This window comes from Rothia kristinae NBRC 15354, from assembly GCF_001570865.1.
GTDB lineage: Bacteria > Actinomycetota > Actinomycetes > Actinomycetales > Micrococcaceae > Rothia > Rothia kristinae.
In genome coordinates, this window is the sequence record NZ_BCSM01000002.1 from 93,897 (window position 1) to 111,367 (window position 17,471).

At 69.4% G+C, this 17,471-nt stretch carries 14 protein-coding genes, 2 tRNA genes and 1 pseudogene; 7 read left to right on the top strand and 10 right to left on the bottom strand.

All coding sequences use genetic code 11. The features are described from left to right. Window positions 1-116 precede the first annotated feature (116 nt). The 10 genes from KKR01S_RS01710 to dnaA form a co-directional block, all read right to left on the bottom strand. A tRNA-Ala gene (locus KKR01S_RS01710) sits at window positions 117-192 on the bottom strand. A gap of 7 nt (window positions 193-199) precedes the next feature. Further along, window positions 200-319, bottom strand: a complete 120-nt coding sequence (locus tag KKR01S_RS11100) for a DLW-39 family protein (protein WP_217265758.1) — start codon at window positions 317-319, stop codon at window positions 200-202. Window positions 320-348: 29 nt separating this feature from the next. Next, window positions 349-422 (bottom strand) — tRNA-Ile (locus KKR01S_RS01715). 112 nt (window positions 423-534) lie between these two features. Then, window positions 535-1,122 (bottom strand): DUF3566 domain-containing protein, encoded by a 588-nt coding sequence (locus KKR01S_RS01720; protein WP_064725056.1) that lies wholly within the window; start codon window positions 1,120-1,122, stop codon window positions 535-537. Further along, window positions 1,119-3,800 (bottom strand): DNA gyrase subunit A, encoded by a 2,682-nt coding sequence (gene gyrA, locus KKR01S_RS01725; RefSeq protein WP_058748372.1) that lies wholly within the window; start codon window positions 3,798-3,800, stop codon window positions 1,119-1,121. Before gyrA ends, KKR01S_RS01720 begins: the two co-directional genes overlap by 4 nt. Window positions 3,801-3,898: 98 nt before the next feature. After that, complete coding sequence (gene gyrB / locus KKR01S_RS01730) at window positions 3,899-5,926, bottom strand: DNA topoisomerase (ATP-hydrolyzing) subunit B (RefSeq protein ID WP_061225136.1); 2,028 nt, start codon at window positions 5,924-5,926, stop codon at window positions 3,899-3,901. A gap of 231 nt (window positions 5,927-6,157) precedes the next feature. Continuing rightward, a complete protein-coding gene (locus tag KKR01S_RS01735; protein ID WP_244884078.1) occupies window positions 6,158-6,775 on the bottom strand; it encodes a DciA family protein in 618 nt (205 codons plus the stop codon). Next, window positions 6,768-7,997 carry a DNA replication/repair protein RecF gene (gene recF / locus KKR01S_RS01740; RefSeq protein ID WP_058730473.1) on the bottom strand — a complete coding sequence of 410 codons (1,230 nt, stop codon included), beginning with the start codon at window positions 7,995-7,997 and terminating at the stop codon, window positions 6,768-6,770. Before recF ends, KKR01S_RS01735 begins: the two co-directional genes overlap by 8 nt. A gap of 45 nt (window positions 7,998-8,042) precedes the next feature. Next, window positions 8,043-9,167 carry a DNA polymerase III subunit beta gene (dnaN, locus tag KKR01S_RS01745; protein ID WP_058730474.1) on the bottom strand — a complete coding sequence of 375 codons (1,125 nt, stop codon included), beginning with the start codon at window positions 9,165-9,167 and terminating at the stop codon, window positions 8,043-8,045. Window positions 9,168-9,650: 483 nt separating this feature from the next. Further along, window positions 9,651-11,384 carry a chromosomal replication initiator protein DnaA gene (dnaA, locus tag KKR01S_RS01750; protein WP_061225137.1) on the bottom strand — a complete coding sequence of 578 codons (1,734 nt, stop codon included), beginning with the start codon at window positions 11,382-11,384 and terminating at the stop codon, window positions 9,651-9,653. Window positions 11,385-11,970: 586 nt separating this feature from the next. On the opposite strand from dnaA, the gene rpmH reads away from it, so the two are divergent. The 7 genes and pseudogenes from rpmH to KKR01S_RS01780 all read left to right on the top strand — a co-directional run bounded on the left by rpmH (window position 11,971) and on the right by KKR01S_RS01780 (window position 17,121). Further along, window positions 11,971-12,108, top strand: a complete 138-nt coding sequence (gene rpmH / locus KKR01S_RS10480) for a 50S ribosomal protein L34 (RefSeq protein WP_081046273.1) — start codon at window positions 11,971-11,973, stop codon at window positions 12,106-12,108. 105 nt (window positions 12,109-12,213) lie between these two features. Continuing rightward, window positions 12,214-12,561 (top strand): ribonuclease P protein component, encoded by a 348-nt coding sequence (gene rnpA, locus KKR01S_RS01755; RefSeq protein ID WP_058730476.1) that lies wholly within the window; start codon window positions 12,214-12,216, stop codon window positions 12,559-12,561. After that, window positions 12,558-12,992, top strand: coding sequence for a membrane protein insertion efficiency factor YidD (gene yidD, locus KKR01S_RS01760; protein ID WP_224799966.1), 435 nt, complete (start codon window positions 12,558-12,560; stop codon window positions 12,990-12,992). Before rnpA ends, yidD begins: the two co-directional genes overlap by 4 nt. 13 nt (window positions 12,993-13,005) lie before the next feature. Then, window positions 13,006-13,977 carry a membrane protein insertase YidC gene (yidC, locus tag KKR01S_RS01765; protein ID WP_061225138.1) on the top strand — a complete coding sequence of 324 codons (972 nt, stop codon included), beginning with the start codon at window positions 13,006-13,008 and terminating at the stop codon, window positions 13,975-13,977. A gap of 91 nt (window positions 13,978-14,068) precedes the next feature. Further along, window positions 14,069-14,635: pseudogene (locus tag KKR01S_RS01770) on the top strand (Jag family protein); the annotation flags it as partial. Window positions 14,636-14,967: 332 nt separating this feature from the next. Further along, on the top strand, window positions 14,968-15,588 hold the full coding sequence (gene rsmG, locus KKR01S_RS01775) for a 16S rRNA (guanine(527)-N(7))-methyltransferase RsmG (RefSeq protein ID WP_058730478.1): 621 nt from the start codon (window positions 14,968-14,970) through the stop codon (window positions 15,586-15,588). Window positions 15,589-16,194: 606 nt separating this feature from the next. After that, window positions 16,195-17,121: a ParA family protein gene (locus KKR01S_RS01780; RefSeq protein WP_081101458.1), complete on the top strand. Its 927-nt coding sequence runs from the start codon at window positions 16,195-16,197 to the stop codon at window positions 17,119-17,121. The last annotated feature ends 350 nt before the right edge of the window (window positions 17,122-17,471 follow it).

Genomic DNA, 17,471 nt, shown 5'->3' on the forward strand with positions numbered 1-17,471 from the left:
TGCGGTCACGGGTGCTGCGCGGAGGGGACCGGAGACGCCGCGCGGGCGAAAACACGGGGCGGATGCGGCGAAGCCGCGGCCCCGATGCGGGAGCCGCGGCTTCGTTCCGATGTCCGTGGTGGAGACGAGGGGACTCGAACCCCTAACCCTCTGCTTGCAAAGCAGATGCGCTACCAATTGCGCCACGTCCCCGGGTACTTCAGTCGACCCGATCCGTGGACGCCTGCCACGTGGACTTGGTCTCCTGGGAATCCCGGTACCTCTTGGCCACGGCGAGTGCCGCGGCACCGGCGGCCAGCGCCGCCAGGATCTTCCGCATGAGCGGACCTCCTCGAGTGAGGGATTCGGTGGGCGTACCAGGAATTGAACCTGGGACCTCTACATTATCAGTGTAGCGCTCTAACCGTCTGAGCTATACGCCCTCACGCGGCCCGTGGGCCACGATGAAACACTACCGGCTGCCCGCGGCGGCGGCCAAATCCGCCCCCGGTGACCTCGCGCACAGGCGGGGCCGCCGGGCGGCGGACCACCGGGTCAGTCGTCCGTCAGGGTCACCCCGATGCCGCCCACCAGCTTGGCCGCGATGTTGTACAGGAACCCGGCGATGATGCCCAGCAGGGTCAGCAGCACCACGTTCAGCACGGACAGGATCGTGGCGTACACGGCCACCTGCCCCAGGGAGAGGTAGTCCGTGAGCTGCACGGCGTTGCCCTGGCTGGAGAGCATGGACAGGATCGAGTTGATGCCGTCGAAGATGCCGGTGACCTCGAAGACCAGCCACAGGATCACGGTGGCCACCACGGTCACGATGCCCACGGCCACGGACAGCAGGAACACCAGCTTGGCGATGGACCACAGGTCGATCTTCGCGACCGTCAGGTGGGCACGACGCACCTTGGAGCGCGGGGCGGGGCGCACCAGCGGGCGGTTGGCCGAGCCGGCGGGCCGCTTGACCCCACCCGCCGAGGAGGTGCGCCCCGAGCCTGCGCGTCCCGCGGAGGAGGCGGAGGACTTGGTGGCCGTGACGGAATCCCGGCCCCGGCTCGGGGCGGGCCGCCGGGCGGAGGTGCCCGACGCCGAGGAGGGCTTGCGCGCCTCGGATCCCGAATTCTTCGTGCTCACTCGTTACCTCCGTGGGACTGCGGACCGGCTGCTGCCGGTGCGTCGGTGCGATCAGTGTCTGCGTCCAACGGTACTTCATGATCCGCCCCCGGGACCCCCACGGCCCCGCCCTCGGCCACGGGCTCCCCGTCGTCCACGCCCTTGTCCTGGTTGCGGGCGATGGACAGGATGCGGTCCTTCTTGCCCGGCTTCGCGAAGATCACGCCCATCGTGTCCCGGCCCTTCGCGGGCACCTCGGCCACGTGGGAGCGCGCCACCTTGCCGGACTCCATGACCACCAGCACCTCGTCGTCCGCGCCGACGATCAGCCCGCCCACCAGGTCCCCGCGGTCCTCCGCGAGCTTGGCGACCTTGATGCCCAGGCCCCCGCGGCCCTGCACCCGGTACTCATCCACCCGGGTGCGCTTGGCCCAGCCGCCCTCGGTGACCACGAAGACGTACGCGTCGTCGGTGACCACGGAGGCGGCCAGCAGCTCGTCGCCGTCGCGGAACTTCATCCCGGTCACCCCGGAGGTGGCCCGGCCCATCGGGCGCAGCGCCTCGTCCGTGGCGGTGAAGCGCAGGGACTGGCCCTTGCGGGAGATGAGCATCAGGTCATCCTCCGCCCCGGCCAGCTGCGCGGAGATCAGCTCGTCCTCCTCGCGCAGGTTGATCGCGATGACCCCGGAGGTGCGGTTGGTGTCGTAGTCGGACAGGCGCGACTTCTTCACCAGCCCGTGCTTGGTCGCCAGGATCAGGTACGGCGCGTCCTCGTAGGAGCGCAGGGCCATGACCCGCGCGATCGTCTCCCCCGGCTGGAAGGCCAGGACGTTGGCCACGTGCTGGCCCTTGGCGTCCCGGCCGGCCTCGATCAGCTCGTACGCCTTGGTGCGGTAGACCCGGCCGAGATTGGTGAAGAACAGGATCCAGTGGTGCGTGGTGGTGACCACCAGGTGCTCGACGACGTCGTCCCCGCGCAGCTGCGCGCCCCGGATGCCCTTGCCGCCGCGGTGCTGGGAGCGGTACTGGTCGATGCGGGTGCGCTTGACGTAGCCGCCGCGGGTGATCGTGACGACCATGTCCTCCTCGGGGATGAGGTCCTCCACGGACATGTCCCCGTCGTAGCCCATGAGGATCTGGGTGCGCCGCTCGTCCCCGTACCGGCCGACGATCTCCGCCAGCTCCTCGGAGATCAGCTCCCGCTGGCGCTGCTCGGAGGCGATGATCCCCCGGTACTCCTCGATCTGGCGCATCAGCTCGGCATGGCGATCCTGGATCTTCTGCCGCTCCAGAGCCGCCAGGCGGCGCAGCTGCATGTTCAGGATCGCCTGGGCCTGGGCCTCGTCGATGTCCAGCAGCTGCATCAGCCCGGTGCGCGCCTCCTCCACGGTGGGGGAGCTGCGGATCAGCCGGATGACCTCGTCCAGGGCGTCCAGGGCCTTGAGCAGGCCGCGCAGGATGTGCGCCTCCTCCTCGGCCTGGCGCAGCCGGAACCGGGTCCGGCGCACGATGACGTCCATCTGGTGGGTGACCCAGTGGCGGATGAACGCGTCCAGGGAGAGGGTGCGCGGCACGCCGTCGACGATCGCCAGCATGTTCGCGGAGAAGTTCTCCTGCAGCTGGGTGTGCTTGTAGAGGTTGTTCAGCACCACCTTGGCCACGGCGTCGCGCTTGAGCACGATGACCAGGCGCTGCCCGGTGCGCCCGGAGGTCTCGTCGCGGATGTCCGCGACCCCGGAGATCTTCCCGTCCTTGATCAGCTCGGCGATCTTGATGGCCAGGTTGTCCGGGTTGGCCTGGTACGGCAGCTCGGTGACCACCAGGCAGGTGCGCCCGTGGATCTCCTCCACGTTGACCACCGCGCGCATCGTGATGGACCCGCGCCCGGTGCGGTAGGCGTCCTCGATGCCCTTGTGCCCGAGGATCTGCGCGCCGGTCGGGAAGTCCGGGCCCTTGATCCGCTGGATCAGGGCCTCCAGCAGCTGCTCGTCGGAGGCCTCGGGGTTGTCCAGGAACCACTGCACGCCGTCGGCGACCTCGCGCAGGTTGTGCGGCGGGATGTTGGTGGCCATGCCGACGGCGATGCCGGAGGAGCCGTTGACCAGCAGGTTCGGGAAGCGGGCGGGCAGGACCGTGGGCTCCTGGTTCTTCCCGTCGTAGTTGTCCTGGAAGTCCACGGTGTCTTCCTGGATGTCCCGGACCATCTCCATGGCCAGCGGCGCCATCTTGCACTCGGTGTACCGGGGTGCGGCCGCGCCGTCGTTGCCCGGGGAGCCGAAGTTCCCCTGGCCCAGGGCCAGCGGGTAGCGCATGATCCAGTCCTGGATCAGGCGCACCAGGGTGTCGTAGATCGCGGAGTCGCCGTGCGGGTGGTACTGGCCCATGACGTCGCCGACGACGCGCGCGCACTTGTTGAAGGAGCGGTCCGGGCGGTACCCGCCGTCGTACATCGCGTAGATGACGCGCCGGTGCACGGGCTTCAGGCCGTCGCGCACATCCGGCAGGGCGCGGCCGATGATCACGGCCATCGCGTAGTCCAGGTAGGAGCGCTGCATCTCGGTCTGCAGGTCCACGGCCTCGACCCGATCGGTCAGACGGATCTCCGGACCGGGCACGGCCGGGTCCACGACCTCGCCCTCGTGGACCTCGCGCTCCTCGTTCTCTGCGCCGTTCTCCGGCGTGGCGTTCTCGTCGCTCATGGCTGTGTGCTTTCCGTTCTGGGGTGTGCTCTGCGCTGTCTCGCCGCATCGCCGCCCGGCTCATTCCGCGTGGGGAATATGATCCGGGCGGCATGCGATCAGATGTCGAGGAAGCGGATGTCCTTCGCGTTCTTCTGGATGAACTCGCGGCGGGACTCCACGTCCTCGCCCATCAGCACCGAGAACACCTGGTCCGCCGCGGCGGCGTCATCCATCGTGACCTGCAGCAGGGTGCGGTGCTCGGGGTCCATGGTGGTCTCCCACAGCTCGGTGTAGGACATCTCCCCCAGGCCCTTGTACCGCTGGATCCCGTTCTCCTTGGGCAGGCGCTGGTTGTTGGCCAGGCCCCGGGCCACCACCTCGTCCCGCTCAGCATCCGAGTAGACGTAGTCGTCCGCAGCGTTGGACCACTTGATCCGGTACAGCGGCGGCTGCGCCAGGTACACGTACCCGGCCTCGATCAGCGGGCGCATGAACCGGAACAGCAGGGTCAGCAGCAGGGTGGTGATGTGCTGGCCGTCCACGTCGGCGTCGGCCATCAGCACGATCTTGTGGTACCGGGCCTTCTCCACCTTGAACTCCTCGCCGATGCCGGCGCCGAAGGCGGTGATCATGGACTGGACCTCGGCGTTGGACAGCGCCCGATCTAGGCGGGCCCGCTCCACGTTGAGGATCTTCCCCCGCAGCGGCAGGATCGCCTGGCGCTCCGGATCCCGGCCCTGCACGGCCGAGCCGCCCGCGGAGTCGCCCTCCACGATGTAGATCTCCGAGATCGTCGGATCCTTGGAGGAGCAGTCCTTCAGCTTGCCCGGCATCCCGCCGGACTCCAGCAGGCCCTTGCGCCGGGTGGTCTCCCGGGCCTTGCGCGCGGCCACCCGCGCCTGCGCGGCCGTGATGGCCCGGCGCACGATGGCCTTGGCCTCGTTGGGGTTGCGCTCGAACCAGTCGCCCAGCTGATCCGAGACCTCCCGCTGCACGAAGGCCTTGACCTCGGAGTTGCCCAGCTTGGTCTTGGTCTGGCCCTCGAACTGCGGCTCGGCGATCTTCACCGAGATCACCGCGGTCAGGCCCTCGCGGATGTCATCGCCGGTGAGGTTGTCGTCCTTGTCCCGCAGCAGCCGGTTGTCCCGGGCGTAGCGGTTGACCAGCGTGGTCAGGGCCGCGCGGAAGCCCTCCTCGTGGGTGCCGCCCTCGTGGGTGTTGATGGTGTTGGCGTAGGTGTGCACGGACTCCCGGTAGGCCTCCGTCCACTGCATCGCCAGCTCCAGGGAGAGCATCCGCTCGGTGTCCTCGACGTCGAAGGCGATGACGTCCTCGTGGATCACCGGGGACTTCTGGCTGGCGTTGAGGAACTGCACGTAGTCCAGCAGCCCGCGGTCGTACTGGTAGACCACGGTGCGGTGGCCCTCCGCGGTGGTGGTCTCCGTGTTGAGCTTGAGCTCCTTGGGCTTCTTCTCCTCCGCCACATGGTCCTCGAAGTCCACCGCGGTGCGCTCATCCGTGAGCGTGATGCGCAGTCCCTTGTTCAGGAAGGCCATCTGCTGGAAGCGGGCGCGCAGGGTCTCGTAGTCGAACTCCACCGTCTCGAAGATCTCCGGGTCCGGGTGGAAGACCTGGGTGGTGCCGGTCGCGGTGGTCTCCCGGCCCCGGACCAGCTCCCCCTGGGGCACCCCGCCGTCGGCGAAGGCCATGGTCCACTCGTAGCCCTGGCGGCGCACGGTGGTCTCCACGCGGGTGGACAGGGCGTTGACCACGGAGATGCCGACGCCGTGCAGACCGCCGGAGACCGCGTACCCGCCGCCGCCGAACTTGCCGCCGGCGTGCAGCACGGTCATGACCACCTCGACGGTGGGCCGGCCCTCGGTGGGGTGGATGTCCACCGGGATGCCGCGGCCGTTGTCCACGACCTTCACCCCGCCGTCGGCGAGGATCGTGATCTCGATGTGGTCCGCGTACCCGGCCAGGGCCTCGTCCACGGAGTTGTCCACGACCTCGTAGACCAGGTGGTGCAGGCCGCGCTCACCGGTGGAGCCGATGTACATGCCCGGGCGCTTGCGGACCGCCTCCAGCCCTTCCAGGACCGTGATCTCGTTCGCGCCGTATTCGTGCTGCTCTGCGGATGCCACTGGGGGAATCAAGCTCCTTGGGTCCGGGCGTCGCGGGTGCGGACGCCCATCATTCAGTCTTCCCTCGATTCTAGCGGACCGAGCCCCGGGCGCACCGCCGATTCCGCCCACTGAGGAGCTTCTCGAGGTGGCATCTGCCCCGTCATCGGGCACAGAAGGCGGCTGAGTCGTCCTGACCCCGTCTGGCTGGGGGATCCCCCGTGACCGGGGGTTCGGGACGGCAGCGGGCGCTCAGCCGTAGGTGTCCCGCGGGCCCCGACCACCCGGGGCCACTCGACGGCCCTTCCGCCAGGAGGGCGCGGCGGGCCCCCGCACGGTGACCCGGGTGACGATGCCCGGGCCCAGCTCCCGTTCGAAGGTGCTCAGCAGCTGCCCCTGCATGGTGCGCAGGTAGGTCGCGTAGTTGGTGGAGTCGCAGCGGACCGTGACCTCGCTGTTCTCATAGCTCTCCGGGCTGGTGTGCGCGGCGATCGAAGGACCCACCAGCTCCTCCCAGCGGGAGAGCACGCTGCCCACCGCCACCGGCTCCTTCCACCCGCGCGCGGCGATCATGTGCGCCATCACGGGGCCGACCCCCTGCGGGTCCCGCGAGGACTTCCCCGGCCCGGTGTACCCGCCGAGCACGCGCGGATCCCAGCCCTCCTCGCGCCAGCGCCGCCTGCGGGACTGCCCCGGCGCCGCGGAGACGACGGCGCCGAAGTCCTTGATGATCCGGCGCGCGGCACCCCCGGTGACCCTCCCCTCGCCCCGGGCCACGGCCGCCTCGCGCAGGCGCTGCAGCAGGGAGGCCGGGGCGTCGATCTCGTCCCGCTCCAGCTCCCGGCGCACCTCCTCGCCCCGCTCAGGCACCCGGCGCCCCCGGGCCCTCCGGCTCCTCCGGCGCGGCGTCAGGGGCGCCGGCGTCGGAGTCCACCGGGTGCACCTCGCCGGGGCTGACCTGCAGCACCCGACGCCGCCCGGGCAGCTCCCGCGGCAGATCCTCCTCGACCGCACAGGTCACCAGCACCTGCTCCGCCGCGGAGACGATCCGCGCCAGCCGGGAACGGCGCACCGCGTCCAGCTCCGCGAAGACGTCGTCCAGGATGAGGATCGGGGAGGCGCCGGGGGCGTCGTCGTCGGCCCGGTGCACGTACCAGGAGCCCAGGCGCAGGGCCAGGGCGTAGGACCACGTCTCCCCGTGGGAGGCGTAGCCGCGCGCCGGGATCCCGCCGAGCATCAGCTGCACCTCGTCCCGGTGCGGCCCCACCAGGCTCATCCCCCGCTCGATCTCATCCTGGGCCTTCTCCTCCAGCGCGCTGGCCAGCATCTGCCCGAGCCGGGCCGGGCTCAGCGCGGCCAGGGCGGCGACGTCCTCCCGCGGCCGGGCGCCCAGGGTGAGGGACTCGTAGCGGAAGGCCAGCTCCTTGCCGCCGTCGGTCAGCTGCCCGTACGCCCGGTCGGCCTCCGGCAACAGGGCCGCCAGGACCTGGAAGCGGGCGTGCAGGATCCGGGCGCCGAGGTTGACCAGCTGCCCGTTCCACACCTCCAGCGTGGCCCGCTCCTCCGGTCCGGTGCGTCCCGAGCGGCGCAGGGACTTCAGCAGGGCGTTGCGCTGGCGCAGCACCTTCTCATAGTCCGCCCGGTATCCGGCGACCACCGGGCGCAGGGAGACCGCCAGATCGTCCAGGAAGCGACGACGCAGCGCGGGTTCGCCCTTGATCAGGGCCAGGTCCTCCGGGGAGAACAGGACGGTGCGGCAGATCCCCAGGGCCTCGCGCACCCGCACGGGCGCGGCGCGGTTCAGCCGTACCCGGTTGGCCTTGCCGGGGGTGATCTCCAGCTCCATGACGGTCTGCTGGCCGCCGCGCACCACCCGGGCCCGGATGTAAGCGCGCTCGGCACCCACCCGCACCAGCGGGGCATCGGCGCTGACCCGGTGGGAGGCCAGCTCGGCGCAGTAGTCCACGGCCTCGACGATGTTGGTCTTCCCGACGCCGTTGCGCCCCACCAGCACGGTGAGCCCCGGCGTCAGGGCCAGATCCAGGAACCGGTAGGTGCGGAAGTCCATCAGCGAGAGGTGGTCGATGTGCACCGGGCCGGCTCCTCCTTTCCTGCTCTGATCCGCTGCGCGCGGGCGCTACTGCTGCGGCAGGCGCACCGGCATCAGCAGGTACCGGTAGCGTCGATCCTCCTCCGCCTCCGGGCTCTCCTGCGGGGAGAGCACCGCCGGCTTGGGCGGGGTGGTGAAGGAGAAGCGGACGTAGTCCCCGCCGATCGCGCCCAGCCCCTCGGACAGGTACACGGGGTTGAAGGCCACGGTGATGTCCTCGCCCTCCAGTTGGGCCTCGATGACCTCGTTGGCCTGGGCGTCCTCCCCGGTCCCGGCGTCCAGGGTCAGCTGGCCCTGCACGAACGCCAGGCGCACAGGGGTGTTGCGCTCGGCCACCAGGGAGACGCGCCGCACGGCCTCCACCAGCTCCCCGGTGCGCACGACGGCGTGGATGGGGGTCTGATCCGGGAAGAGCGAGCGGATCTTGGGGTACTCTCCGTCCACCAGGAGGCTGGTGGTGCGCCGCCCGCCGGATTCGAAGCCGATGAGCTCGTGGGATCCGGACAGGGCGATGGACAGCTGCCCGGCCCCACCCAGAGTCTTGGCGACCTCGTTGAGGGTGCGGGCCTTGATCAGGGCGGCGGTCTGCAGCCCCTGGTCCGCGGGCTCCCAGATCAGCTCGCGCATGGCCAGCCGGTAGCGGTCCGTGGCCAGCAGCGTCATGTTCGGTCCGTCGATCTCCATGCGCACCCCGGTGAGGATGGGCAGGGTGTCGTCCTTGCTGGCGGCGATGATCACCTGGGAGACCGCGTGGGCGAAGGCCGCGCCGTCCACGGTGCCGGAGACCTCCGGCAGTCCGGGCAGCTCGGGGTAGTCCGAGACGGGCATGGACGCGAGGTTGAACTTCGCGGAGCGGCAGGTCAGGTACACCTTGGAATCCCGCGTCTCGACGGCGACCGGGGCGGAGGGCAGGGAGCGGCAGATGTCCGCCAGCAGCCGCCCGGAGACGAGGGTCTGACCCTCCTCGATGACCTCGGCGGCGATGGACAGCTTGGCGGAGGTCTCGTAGTCGAAGCTCGCGATGGAGACCTCCCCGCCCTGGGCGGTGATCAGCAGCCCGGAGAGCACCGGCACCGGGGGGCGGGGGGACAGGGAGCGGGCCGTCCAGGTGACGGCCTCGGCCAGTACGTCGCGGTCGACTGAGAATCTCACGGTGGCGCTGTCCTTCTTCCGCGCGCAGCGCGCGGGGTACGAGGGGATCGGATCTGGGGCCAGCTTACCGGAGCCGGACCTCGGGGATTCTTGGAATTCCACAGGCCGGGCGGCCGGTCACGGCCGGATCCCGGCCCTGCCGGCAGGCTCGAGGGTCCGGGAGGTTCGTTGTCGGGGATGATCTCTTAAAGGATCGGGAGTATTAACAACCCGTGTGGATTCTGTGGAAAAACGCCCGGATCCCTGCCGGCTCGCGGATCGCGGGTGTGGGCAACCTGTGGTCGTCGTCGGGGACGGATCCTGCCGGCATGTGGAGCCGCGAGACCGGCCTGATGCGGGATCCACAGCCTGCGGGCGGTGCATCCCCTTAAGCTCCACAGTCCGAGCGGGGTTGTCCACAGTTCTGTCCACAGCTGTTAATAACAGGGCCCGGATCACCCTGTGGAAACGGTGGATGAGCTCGGGCGGGCCCCGGACCGGGCCTCAGCCCTCGCGGTGCTGCTGCTTGATGCGGTTGGTCAGCTCGGTGACCTGGTTGAAGATGTTGCGCCGCTCGGCCATGAGCTTGCGGATCTTCCGCTCCGCATGCATCACGGTGGTGTGGTCCCGGCCCCCCAGCTCCTGGCCGATCTTGGGCAGGGACATGTCCGTGAGCTCGCGCAGCAGGTACATGGCGATCTGCCGCGCGGTGACCAGTGTGCGGTTGCGGGACTTGCTGCGCAGCTCCTCCAGCGACACCTCGAAGTACGCCGCGGTCTGCCCGAGGATCGTGGAGGCGGTGATCTCGGAGACGCCTTCATCCGTGATGAGGTCCTTGAGCACCAGCTCCGCCAGCGGCAGGTCCACGGCCTGTTTGTTCAGGGAGGCGTAGGCCGTCACCCGGATCAGCGCGCCCTCCAGCTCCCGGATGTTGGTGGTGATGTTGGAGGCGATGTACTCCATGACCTCGTCCGGGGCGTCCAGGTTCTCGCTCTGAGACTTCTTGCGCAGGATCGCGATCCGCGTCTCCAGCTCCGGCGGCTGCACATCCGTGATCAGGCCCCACTCGAACCGGGAGCGCATCCGCTCGGCGAAGCCGGTCAGCTGCTTGGGCGGCAGATCCGAGGTGATGACCACCTGCTTCTGGTGGTTGTGCAGGGCGTTGAAGGTGTGGAAGAACTCCTCCTGCGTGTGCTCCTTGCCCGCGAGGAACTGGATGTCGTCGATCAGCAGCAGGTCCACGTTGCGGTAGATCTGCTTGAAGCTGGAGCCCTCGTCGTCGCGGATGGAGTTGATGAAGTCGTTGGTGAACTCCTCCGAGTTCACATACCGCACCCGCATGTGCGGGAACATCCGCTTGGTGTAGTGCCCGATGGCGTGCAGCAGGTGGGTCTTGCCCAGCCCGGAATCCCCGTAGATGAACAGCGGGTTATATGACTTAGCCGGCATCTCGGAGACGGCCAGGGCCGCGGCGTGGGCGAAGCGGTTGGACTGCCCGATGACGAAGGTGTCGAAGACGTACTTGCTGTTCAGCCGGGCGCTGGACTCCCACTCCGCGTCGTTCGGCGCGGTGTTGGATGCCATCTGGGGAATGTCCTGGCCGGGGGTGACCACCTCGGGGCGCGGGGCCTCGGACTCCGGGGAGCCGGCCGGGGCCGACGTCGGGCGGGAACCGGTGAGGGAGGCCGGCTCCTGTCCGGCCCCGGGCACGTGCAGCGGAGAGGGGACGGTGCCCACGTGGCCGCGCTCGGCTTCCAGCTCGCTGATGGGCGGCAGGCCGGGCCCCTGCTCCGAGCTCGCGTGCCGGGCCTGATCCGCCCGCGGGTGATCGGTGGGAAGCCCTCCCTCGGCGGTGGAGTGCCCGGACTCTCCGGACGTCCGCGTCGGGGCGGCGTCGGCGCGGGGGCTGCGCAGCTGCTGGGGCGAGGCGGTGGCCTGGGCCCGGCCGGGCACCGGCGTCTCCAGCTCCGGGTCGATGACGAAGGCCTCGGTGATGCCCATGTCCTCGGGGAAGGCGCGGTTCAGCGCCTCCTTGAAGGCGATGTTCAGCTCCCGCTGGAAGACGTCGCGGGTGTACTCGTTGGGCACCGCGATGATCAGGGTGGTGCCGAACAGCCCCTGCGGCTGCGCCTTGTCCAGGGAGCCCTTGACCCGGCGGGTCAGGTCGGGGTTGTTCTGCAGGTCCGCGATGCACGCCTCCCAGCGCGTCTGGATCTGCTCGTTGCCCTGAACGCTCACGGTGCTCCTCGAAGTCGGCGACGGGACGGATCGAGGGCGCTGGAGGCGTTCGCGCCGGCGGGTCGGGCGCGGTCCTCCACCGGTTCTCCCCGGTCTGTCCACAAGGTTGTACACACCCGCCTGCTCTGTGGATAACGAGAGGCGGCTCCTGCCAGCCTAGAGCATCCCGACCGCGGGAATCCGCCGCAGTCGGCCGCTTCCGGTAATCACAGGACTGTAGTTCCGCGTCTTCTCGGGGCTGGGGATGGTGGGAACTTCTCTGGGGTTTATCCACAGACTGGGATGGTCGGTGGATGCACACCCTGGGGAAGCGGGATGCACCTCGTCTGACGATATCGGTGCGCCGCGCAGGGCTTGACCGCCCCACCGCCTCCCTCTTAGACTCGATCAGTCGTCCGTGTGCCGTCAGTGTGCCCACCGACCCTCCAACCCGGGCTGCCCCGCAGCCCATCGGCGGTTCGAGGAGACCCGGTGCGCGGCCCTGCACGCCGCGCGGATCGCATCGCCCCACGCGTCGCCCCTGCGGATCCCCGTCGGATCCACCAGCGCGGGCAGCGCCCGAATCGACGTCAATGGAGTACCCACCGTGAGCAAGCGGACTTTTCAGCCGAATAACCGCCGTCGTGCCAAGAAGCACGGCTTCCGTCTGCGGATGCGCACCCGCGCCGGCCGCGCCATCCTGGCCCACCGCCGGTCCAAGGGCCGCGCGAACCTCTCCGCCTGAGCCGCACCCCCGTCGTCGGGGACTGAGGCGCTGTCCCGCCGCGCCCGGGAGATGATCCCGCGCGGAGGCACCCGCACCCCGGCACGTCTTCGAAGGAGCCGCTCAGTGCTGGCCCAGCAGCACCGGATGCGGACGTCGGTCCAATTCTCAGCAGCCACGCGTTCCGGCGCCCGTAGCGGGCGCCGGAACGTCGTCGTCTACGCCCACCCCTGCGCACCGCAGGAGCCGACCCTCGTCGGCTTCATCGTGTCCAAGGCGGTGGGCAACGCCGTCGTGCGCAACCGGGTCAAGCGGCGGCTGCGCGAGCTCGCCGCCGAGTCGATCGCCGAGACCCCTCGCGGACTGCACCTGGTGGTCCGCGCCCTGCCGGCCTCGGCCGAGGCGGATTGGAGCCGCCTCGGCGCGGACTACCGGGCGGCCCTGATCGCCGCCCGGCGGAAGCTCGCCGCATGAGCCCCGACCAGGACGCCGGAAGAACCCTCGAGGCCGCGATGGAGCCCCAGCAGCTGCTGGAGCGGGCGCCGACGGAGTACGTGCGCGTCCGCGGCGTCGGGCAGGCGCTGTGGACGCTGCCGCAGAACCTCGCCATCGGCCTGCTGCGCCTGTACCGCAGGATCATCTCGCCCCTGTACGGGGAGGTGTGCCGGTACTTCCCGACGTGCTCGGCGTACGCGCTGGAGGCCTTCACTGTGCACGGCGCGGTGCGGGGACTGGGCCTGACCGTGAGACGATTGCTGCGGTGCCATCCCTGGGCCTCCGGCGGCCTGGACCCGGTGCCCGTCGGCCCCCGGACCTTCGCGCCGGGACGCGCCCCCCAGATCCTGCTGCTGAACCATCCGCGCTGCGCGCACGCACATGACACCCCCGTGGAACCGCGGGGCTAGGAGTCAATCCCCGATGAACCTCTTCGACCTCATCCTGTGGCCCTTCAAGTGGATCGTCTCCGCGATCCTGTGGTTCTTCCACACGGTTTTCACCGCGATCGGCATGGACGCCGCCTCCGGGTGGACGTGGGTGCTCGCCATCGTCTTCATGACCCTGGTGATGCGGACCCTGACCATCCCGCTGTTCGTCAAGCAGATCAAGTCCATGCGCGGCATGCAGGAGCTGCAGCCGGAGATGGCCAAGATCCAGGCCAAGTACAAGGGCAAGAAGGATCAGCTCTCCCGCCAGGCGATGGCGCAGGAGCAGATGGCGCTGTACAAGAAGACCGGCTCCAACCCGCTGTCCTCCTGTCTGCCGATCCTCGTGCAGATGCCGATCTTCTTCGGCCTCCTGCAGGTGCTGCGCGGGGTGCCGGCGGCGGCGTCGTCGGGATCCAATCTGCTGGTGCTGCCCGCGGATATGGTGCACCAGTTCAACGACGCCACGATCCTCGGGGCGCCGCTGTTCTCCACGCTCATGCAGCCCGGCCATGGCAACCACACGGCCACCGTCGTGCTCGCGATCCTCATGATCGTGCTGATGAGCGCGACCCAGTTCTTCACCCAGCGTCAGCTGACCTCCCGGAACATGAGCGACCAGGCCAAGGAATCGCCCATGTATCGGCAGCAGCAGATGATGCTGTACCTGTTCCCGATCATCTTCGCCGTCGGCGGCATCAACTTCCCTCTCGGTGTGCTCGTGTACTGGACCGTCTCCAACTTCTGGTCCATGGGCCAGCAGTGGTGGGTCATCCGCAACAACCCGACGCCGGGCTCTCAGGCCGAGCGCGAGCTCAACGAGCGCCGGGCCGCCAAGGGCCTTCCCCCCGTGGGCAAGACCAAGGAGGAGCACGAAGCCGAGCTGGAGGCCCAGCGGGCGAAGGCCCAGGCCGGGCAGCGCCGTCAGCCCGTGAGCAAGCAGCGCCAGAAGAAGAAGCGGAAGTGATCCGCGGCGGGATGGGCGCGACCACGGGTTCGGAGCGCCCTCCCGCGGCCCTCGAGCGCACCGACCGCACGGATGGAGCAAGGAGCATCTGATGTCAGCACAGCAGCCCACCGACCAGCGCCGCGACGACGACGCCGCGGAAACCGCACACGCCAGCGCCGCGGAGGCCGCGGCCTCAGAATCCAGCACTGAGGAGGCGGCGCTGCGCGAGGAGGAGAGCGAGATCGCCGCCGACTACCTCGAGGAGCTGCTGGACATCGCGGACCTGGACGGCGACATCGAGATCGAGGTGCACCAGAACCGCACTTTCCTCTCGGTGGTGGCCGAGGGCGAGCAGGCCGAGGACCTGAAGATGCTGGTGGGCAAGCACGGCGAGGTGCTGGACTCCCTGCAGGAGCTGGTGCGGCTGTCGGTGCTGGCGGCCACCGGCAACCGGTCTCGGCTGATCCTGGACATCGCGGGGCATCGGGAGCGGCGCAAGGGCGAGCTGCGCCGCCTCGCCGAGGAGGCCGTGGCTTCGGTGCGCGAGTCCGGGAAGGACCGCCACCTGCAGCCCCTGAGCCCCTATGAGCGCAAACTGGTGCACGACTTCGTCGCCGAGCTGGGCTTCCTCTCTGCCTCGGAGGGCGAGGGGCCGAAGCGCCACATCGTGGTGACCGACCCCCGGGAGGCCGCCGAGGATGCGGCGTCGGTCGCCGGTGCTGATGCCGCCGACGCCGCTGGCGGTGCGACTGGCGGTGTGCCTGGTGCGCCGGGGGCTGTGCCCCAGCACCCGGATCCGGCGGAGGTGACCGTGGACTTCACGGCACCGGGTGAGGAGCCGGCATGAGCCGCCCGCACACCGGATCCGCCGCGCGTGATGCTGCCTCGGATTCCCGGGGCGCTGACGTCGCGCCTCAGGGTGGCGGCGCTGGGACGCGGGGTTCCCACGCCGACGCCGGCTCTCGGGGTGCCGGGACCGCCGCGTCGCCGGCGCAGGCTCCGGAGCCTGTGGGCGAGGAGCTGCGGGCGGCCGAGGAGGTCTTCGGTGAACGCCTGGATCTCGCCCGCCGCTACGTGGGTCATCTGTCGGACAGCGGGATCGAGCGAGGCCTGATCGGCCCCCGGGAGGTTCCGCGGCTGTGGGTCCGTCACGTTCTGAACTGCGCGGTGGTCCAGGAGCTGATCCCCCAGGGCGCCTCCGTGGTGGATGTGGGCTCCGGAGCGGGCCTCCCGGGGCTGTGCCTGGCTCTGGCCCGACCGGATCTGTCCCTGACTCTCGTGGAGCCGCTGGAGCGGCGCGTGATCTGGTTGGACGAGGTGGTGCGGGACCTGGAGCTGGGGGATTCGGTGCGCATCCTGCGCGGCCGGGGCGAGCAGATCGTCGGCGAGGTCGAGGCGGACATCGTCACCGCGCGCGCCGTCTCGGCCTTGGGTGGTCTCCTGGACATCACCCTGCCGATCCTGCGGGGCACGGGGCAGCTGCTGGCCCTGAAGGGCCGCTCCGCCGAGGAAGAGGTGCGCAAGGCGCGCAAGAAGCTCTCCAAGTACGGCGCCCGCGAGACCGAGATCCTCACCGTCGGGGATCGGCTGCTCAGCGAGCCGACGACGGTGGTGCGCGTCAGCCTCTGAGGCTCCGTGTCTCCCGGGCTGTGGGTCTCCGGGGTGGTGAGGCTGGGGCGCTGTGATGCGCCTCTGGCATTGTGCTGTGCTGAGTCGCTGAGGCTTGTGGGTTCGCGAGGCTGTGAGGCTGTGGCTCTGTGAGGCTGCGCGGTGCGGGCGTCTGCGCCTCGCCTCACGCCGTCTCGCACATCCGCGACAGGTTGTTTTCGGTCTTCCCCGACGCAGCGTCTGCCAGTGTCTGCGGTGTCCGCAGGCGGTGGTGGAGGCTGTGTGTGGGTTCAGTCGGCGTGGGTACTCCGCGTGGGTGTTGTCCGTGTGGAGCGGGGTCGCCAGGGGCGGCGGTGCCGGAGACTGCGTATGCCTGTGGACTCCGCCGCCGGGGCATCCATCAGCCGGGTACGCTGGGACGAGACGTGATCACCCGGAACGGCCGCGGTGCGACTCTGGACGAGGAGGAGGTCTGCGGACGCCATGACCTCTCCCCCACCTTCCCACCGTCTGAAGGGTGTCTTCGGGGATGCACTGCCGCCGCAACCCCGGGACCTCCCGACCCCGATCCACCCCGACGTCGGCCGTCGTGTTTCACGTGAAACATCGTCCGTGGAGTCCGCCGCGATGGCGGAGGCCGTACAGTCGCCTGTAGCGAGAGAGCTCATGAACGAGAAGAAGCGCTGGAAGAAGCTCAACCAACAGCAGGTGCAGCCCCCTGCGGAGACGCGGATCTTCACGATCAGCAACCAGAAGGGCGGGGTCGGGAAGACCAGCACGGCCGTGAACCTCGCGGCCGCCCTGGCCGAGCGCGGCCTGCAGACGCTGGTGATCGACATCGATCCGCAGGGCAATGCCTCCACAGCGCTGAATATCGAGCACGGGACGGACATCGTCTCCACCTACGATGTGCTCATCGAGGACACCCCGATGCAGGAGGCCGTGCGCCCCTGCCCGGATGTGGAGAATCTGTACTGCTTGCCCTCGAACATCGACCTGGCCGGGGCCGAGATCGAACTGGTCTCTCTGGTGGCTCGGGAGCAGCGGCTGAGCCGGGCTCTCGGCGATTACGCCAAGTATCTTGCCGTCAACGACCTCCAGCGGTTGGATTACGTGTTCATCGATTGCCCGCCGTCCCTCGGGCTGCTGACCATCAACGCCTTCGTGGCCGCGCGTGAGGTCCTGATCCCCATCCAGTGCGAGTACTACGCCTTGGAGGGGCTGAGCCAGCTGCTCAAGAACATCGACATGGTGAAGAAGCACCTCAACCCCGGACTCGAGGTCAGCACGATCCTGCTGACCATGTACGACGGCCGCACCAATCTGTCCTCTCAGGTGGCCCAGGAGGTGCGAGACCACTTCCCGCAGCAGACCCTGGAAGCGATGATCCCGCGGTCGGTGCGGATCTCCGAGGCGCCGAGCTATCAGCAGACCGTCCTCACCTATGATCCCCATTCGACCGGCGCCCTGTCCTACCTGGAGGCGGCCGTCGAGATCGCGCAGCGGGCCGACGTGGATGCTGCCCCCGGGCAGCATCGCGCCCGCCACCTCTAGGAGACGACGGAGGGCGAGGCGGCGGCCCGCTGTTCCATGTGTTTCACGTGAAACATGCTTGGTCCGTGCGGAGGTCCGGGCGGTGGATGGAGGGCATTACCGGTCCGGGAGCGGCAGCACCTTCGAACGTTCAGGTTCAGCTGTCCCCTTGATAGATCCGAAACGATTGATCTCCGTTATTGTTTGCCAACGGCCAATGCGGAAGGCAGTCCTCGTGGGGTTGCGCGAGCCGGATGGTCGCAGAGTCTGACCTTCCAAATCCCGTCCAGGGGGAGGAGGGCCTGATACGCCCGGATCGGGCACACCGGCGGTGCTGAGGGAGTCACCAGACCCCCGGGGGACTACCCAAG

Excerpts from the sequence above, each read along its gene's own strand:
- gyrA (WP_058748372.1), bottom strand. The coding sequence starts at position 3,800 with ATGAGCGACGAGAACGCCACGCCGGAGAACGGCGCAGAGAACGAGGAG.
- yidD (WP_224799966.1), top strand. The coding sequence starts at position 12,558 with ATGAGCCCCGACCAGGACGCCGGAAGAACCCTCGAGGCCGCGATGGAG.
- KKR01S_RS11100 (WP_217265758.1), bottom strand. The coding sequence starts at position 319 with ATGCGGAAGATCCTGGCGGCGCTGGCCGCCGGTGCCGCGGCACTCGCC.
- KKR01S_RS01780 (WP_081101458.1), top strand. The coding sequence starts at position 16,195 with ATGGCGGAGGCCGTACAGTCGCCTGTAGCGAGAGAGCTCATGAACGAG.
- yidC (WP_061225138.1), top strand. The coding sequence starts at position 13,006 with ATGAACCTCTTCGACCTCATCCTGTGGCCCTTCAAGTGGATCGTCTCC.